The sequence below is a fragment of the Mailhella massiliensis genome, from assembly GCF_020741395.1.
Lineage (GTDB): Bacteria > Desulfobacterota > Desulfovibrionia > Desulfovibrionales > Desulfovibrionaceae > Mailhella > Mailhella massiliensis_A.
The window spans coordinates 1-3949 of record NZ_DYZA01000026.1; the positions used below are offsets into that span (position 1 = coordinate 1).

Consider the following 3949-nt stretch of genomic DNA (forward strand, 5'->3'; position numbering starts at 1 on the left):
TCATTGACCGCTTCCAGCCATTGCTGGGGAGAGAGCCGCGTTTCCCCGTCCGCACCTCTGGCGCTCTCGTAGGAGAGGTTGAACCCTCGGTCGCCCATGGCCTTCAGAAGGAGGTAGAAGAATGTTGTACGCTGCTGGCCGTCTATGACTTTCAAGGACTTGTCGGAAGCGATGACGGTCATGCCCTGAATGAAGATATCGTTCTGGCCGGCATATCCGTCCAGAAGACTGTCGAGCATGGAAGAGACGGCATTCCGTTTATTTTTTCCATGTTCCTTTCCCCAGATGTATCCTCGCTGATAGCAGGGGATAGTGATATCTTTTTTTATATACTCGCTTAAGTTCACGGTTAATCTGTGCATGGAGGCAGAGGTCGTCTTTTTCATCGTAGGAATCCGTTTTCTTCCGTCTGCCCGGAGCTCCCGGGAGGCCTGGCCTGTCGGGCATACGGCCTTTGCGCATGGGTCAGGGAAGAGAAGGCGTTGCGGGTGAAAGGATGCTTGACGGCAGCAAGGGAAGAAGCGCCTTACCTGTCGGTATAGCCCCGGAGCATGGCGGATGCAACCGGCGCGCTGAAGGTAATGGGGATTGCGCGGCTTTCGCCTGTGGCGACGCTCCCTACACCCGCACGGAGCGCTTTTGCGGGGGAATTTTCCCGAAAAGGCGATGCGCGTTCTCTGCCGCGCGGGCTGGGGAACACGGCGCCGCGTTCATCCATGGCATGGGGGGCCGGGAAGCTCGGCTCTCGCCTCTTCCTGTCTTTTTATTTTATGGAAGAGTGTATCTGCGCTATTGACGGAACCATTAATACAGGCTTTCCTAGATTTAGTCCCCGACGTGCCCCGGGAGGATCCGGCAAGAAGAGTACCGGACGCGGATCCGGGACACGTCTGGAAGAGGAACATCGGCGGTACCGGCCGTCTTCCGGCGACGGGTACGGAAAAGGTATGAACTCAGCGCGCTGTAACGGCGTGAACGGTTTGTCATAAAAGGCGTTTTCGCGAGGCCCGATAGCCCCGGGGAGGGAAAACGCTCCATGCGAGAGGAGAATGGTATGAATCGTCGCACGTTTCTTCAGATGGTGGCAACGGGACTGCTGGGAGTTGCGGCCGGCGGATGCGTCGTGCCTGCGGATGATGTCTGGTATTATTCCAGAAGCTACCAGACGCCGCCTCCTCCTCGCCCTGTCCATCGACCTCCGCCACCTCCGCGGCCTGTTCATCGTCCCCCGCCGCCCCCGCGGCCGGCTCGTCCGGCGCCTCCGCGGCCTGCACCCCATCCCGGACGTCCAGCCCCGCCCAGGCCCAACGGACCGAAGCCCGGGCCGGGCAGGCCGGCTCCGAGGCCCAATGCGCCGAAACCCGGGCCCAACGGACCGAAGCCCGGGCCGGGCAGACCGGCTCCGAGGCCGAGACCGCAGGCGAGACCTGACCGGCCGAAGCCGCAACAGAACTCCGGCAGGCCTCAGCCGCGGCCCGGCAGGCCGCAGTAGGCGAGCGCCGGAGTATCGTCGCGCCGGGCTCTTTTACGGGGAACGGCTCCCGGAAGTCCGGGAAACGGGATACCGGCAGGCATGCCGGAAGGTGTGCCTGCCGGCGCAGAAACGCTGCGGGAGGCTTACGGGATGAAACGTCTGATGATTTCGGCGCTGCTGTTCTTTGCGGGCGCGGGCATGGCGCTTGCCGAGGTCGTGTCGGAAGATGCATGCAGTTACGGGGGCATCTGCCTGTACGGCAGGGTACAGGTGGTGAACGCTTTTGCCGACCTCAAGGTACAGGAGGTGGACGCTTTTGCCGATTTGAGGGTACAGGTGGTAAGCGCCTTTCCCGACAGCTGCGGGAAGTGGATGTTTGTGGAGAGTTTCCCAGACTTCACGGTGCAGTTTGTCGAGGCATTTCCCGATATCAAGATACAGTATGTCGACGCATTCCCGGGCATGCCGTGAATGAGGGTTACGGGCCGGGCTTCCGTGCTGCCGGGAAGGATTTTCCGCGGCGGAAAGGTGCGGGGCCGAAGATTTGAAGCGGCGTTTTCCGAAGCCTTCTTGCCCCTTGTCGTGAAAGGGCCTTTTTCCGGGGCGGCAGGGGAAAGGCCGTGATAAAAGCTTCCGCGGGAAAGAGGGCGGGGACAGGTTCCGCCCGAAGGACGGCTGCGCAACGGGCGGGAAGCCTTTTCTGCGGCCGGGAGGGCCGCTTCCGTCACGCAGAAGACCCTTGGCCGGGCAGATGGGGACGCATCTGCGATATTCCTGAGGCCGGGGCCGCCCAGTGTTTTTTGAGAAAAGCCCTTTCGGCGCTGTGCTCCAAAAGGGCTTTTCTTCTATGGATAGATTAAAAATCCAAGGGTTTACAGTATCCGCCTTCAGTCCTCTCCGAGAACAGCCTTTTTCTGATGAGGAAATAGGCAACCAGCATGATGACGCCCGTAATGATCCACGACACGGGGTAGACGCAGAGCAGCATTTCATAGGTGGGCACCATGCGGAATACCGTGTAGACCCAGACGATGCGCAAAAGGCAAGAGCCTATGAGTGTAACAATGGCCGGAAGCATGGAGACGCCCATACCTCGCAGAGCGGCGCCGCTGATTTCGTAGGTTGCCGAAAGCCATGCCATGCTTTCCACAATGGAAACCCGCGTCACTGAGTGCCGGATGACTTCCGGGTCGCTGGTGTAAAGACCTGTGAACCATGCGGCTCCGAGCGTAAAGATGAGGCAGGTTGCTCCGGAGAGCAGAATGGCGCAGGCCATGGATTCCCGGAAAATCTTCCTGCATCGGCTGAGGCGGCACATGGCGTAGTTCTGGCTGGTAAAGGTGACGGTGGCCTGACAGAAGGCGTTGATGAAGAAGTAGGAGACAAATTCAAAGTTGATGGCGGTTGCCGAGCCAGCCGCGGTGCTTGAGCCGAATCCGTTGATGCCTGAAAGAATGCAGACGTTGGACAGGGAGAAAATCATGCCCTGCAAACCGGCCGGAGCGCCTATTCTGATTACTCTTAAAAGATGTATCTTTGCGATGGACAGCCTGCGCGGATACAGGCGGATCATATCGTCTTCATTCAGAAGAAAGTACAGTACAAGGCAGGCGCTGACGGCGTTGCCCGCCAGGGTGGCCATGCCGACGCCCGCTACACCCAGATCAAGCACAAGCACGAAGATCAGACTCAGTACGACATTGACGACGCCCGCCGCAACGAGGCTGTACATGGGCCTTTTCGTATCGCCCACGCTGCGCAGTACCGCCGCGCCGAAATTGTAGACCATGATGAACGGCATGCCGAGGAAGTATATTCTCAGGTACAGGACGGCCAGATCCATGACGTCTTCCGGCACGTCGACCATGGTCAGCATGAACGGAGCGACCACCTGCCCCAGTCCCAGCAGGAAAAAGCCGCTCAGGATGGAGACGGCCATGACGGTGTGCACCGCCGACTGACATTCTTCCTCATCCTCCCTGCCGACATAGCGAGCGATGACGACATTTGCACCTACGGAAAGCCCGAGAAAGAGGTTGATGATGAGGTTGACGATGGGGCCGTTGCCGCCAACTGCCGCCACAGCCTGGGCACCCACGAAGTGGCCGACGACGGCGACGTTTGCAGAAATGAACAGCTGCTGCAGGATGCTGCTCAGGGCTATGGGCAGGGCAAACAGAATGAGTTTGCGCATCAGCGGACCATGCAGCATATCCACATGCTGGGAATGTCCCATGGGTTCCTCCATGGCGGGGGTTATTCTTTTCAGGGTGTTTTTTCTTGAGGCGATGGGATTTCAAAAAGAGACAAGCCCGGAACCGGAAAGGGCACGCTCTTCTCCGTGCCGCCCGTCTTTGCTCCGCCCGGGGATTTCTTTGATAGGAAAAAATGCTTTTGAGAAAAACGTGCCGAGCAGGGAAAAATGGTAACGAAAACGTATCACTTTCTGGTTTTATGTCCAGCTCGGAAACTGGG

General features: G+C 58.9%; 3 protein-coding genes. 1 reads left to right on the forward strand and 2 read right to left on the reverse strand.

Features of this window, described 5'->3' with window-relative positions; translation table 11 throughout:
- Nucleotides 1-386: DUF262 domain-containing protein (locus K8W16_RS01355; protein ID WP_369694449.1), on the reverse strand; the 386-nt coding region annotated here is incomplete at its 3' end.
- A gap of 1238 nt (nt 387-1624) precedes the next feature.
- On the opposite strand from K8W16_RS01355, the gene K8W16_RS01360 reads away from it, so the two are divergent.
- Nucleotides 1625-1945 (forward strand): hypothetical protein, encoded by a 321-nt coding sequence (locus tag K8W16_RS01360; protein ID WP_304120495.1) that lies wholly within the window; start codon nt 1625-1627, stop codon nt 1943-1945.
- Nucleotides 1946-2330: 385 nt separating this feature from the next.
- Here K8W16_RS01360 and K8W16_RS01365 read toward each other — a convergent pair whose 3' ends face one another.
- Complete coding sequence (locus K8W16_RS01365) at nt 2331-3710, reverse strand: MATE family efflux transporter (protein WP_304120497.1); 1380 nt, start codon at nt 3708-3710, stop codon at nt 2331-2333.
- Between the last annotated feature and the right edge of the window lie 239 nt (nt 3711-3949).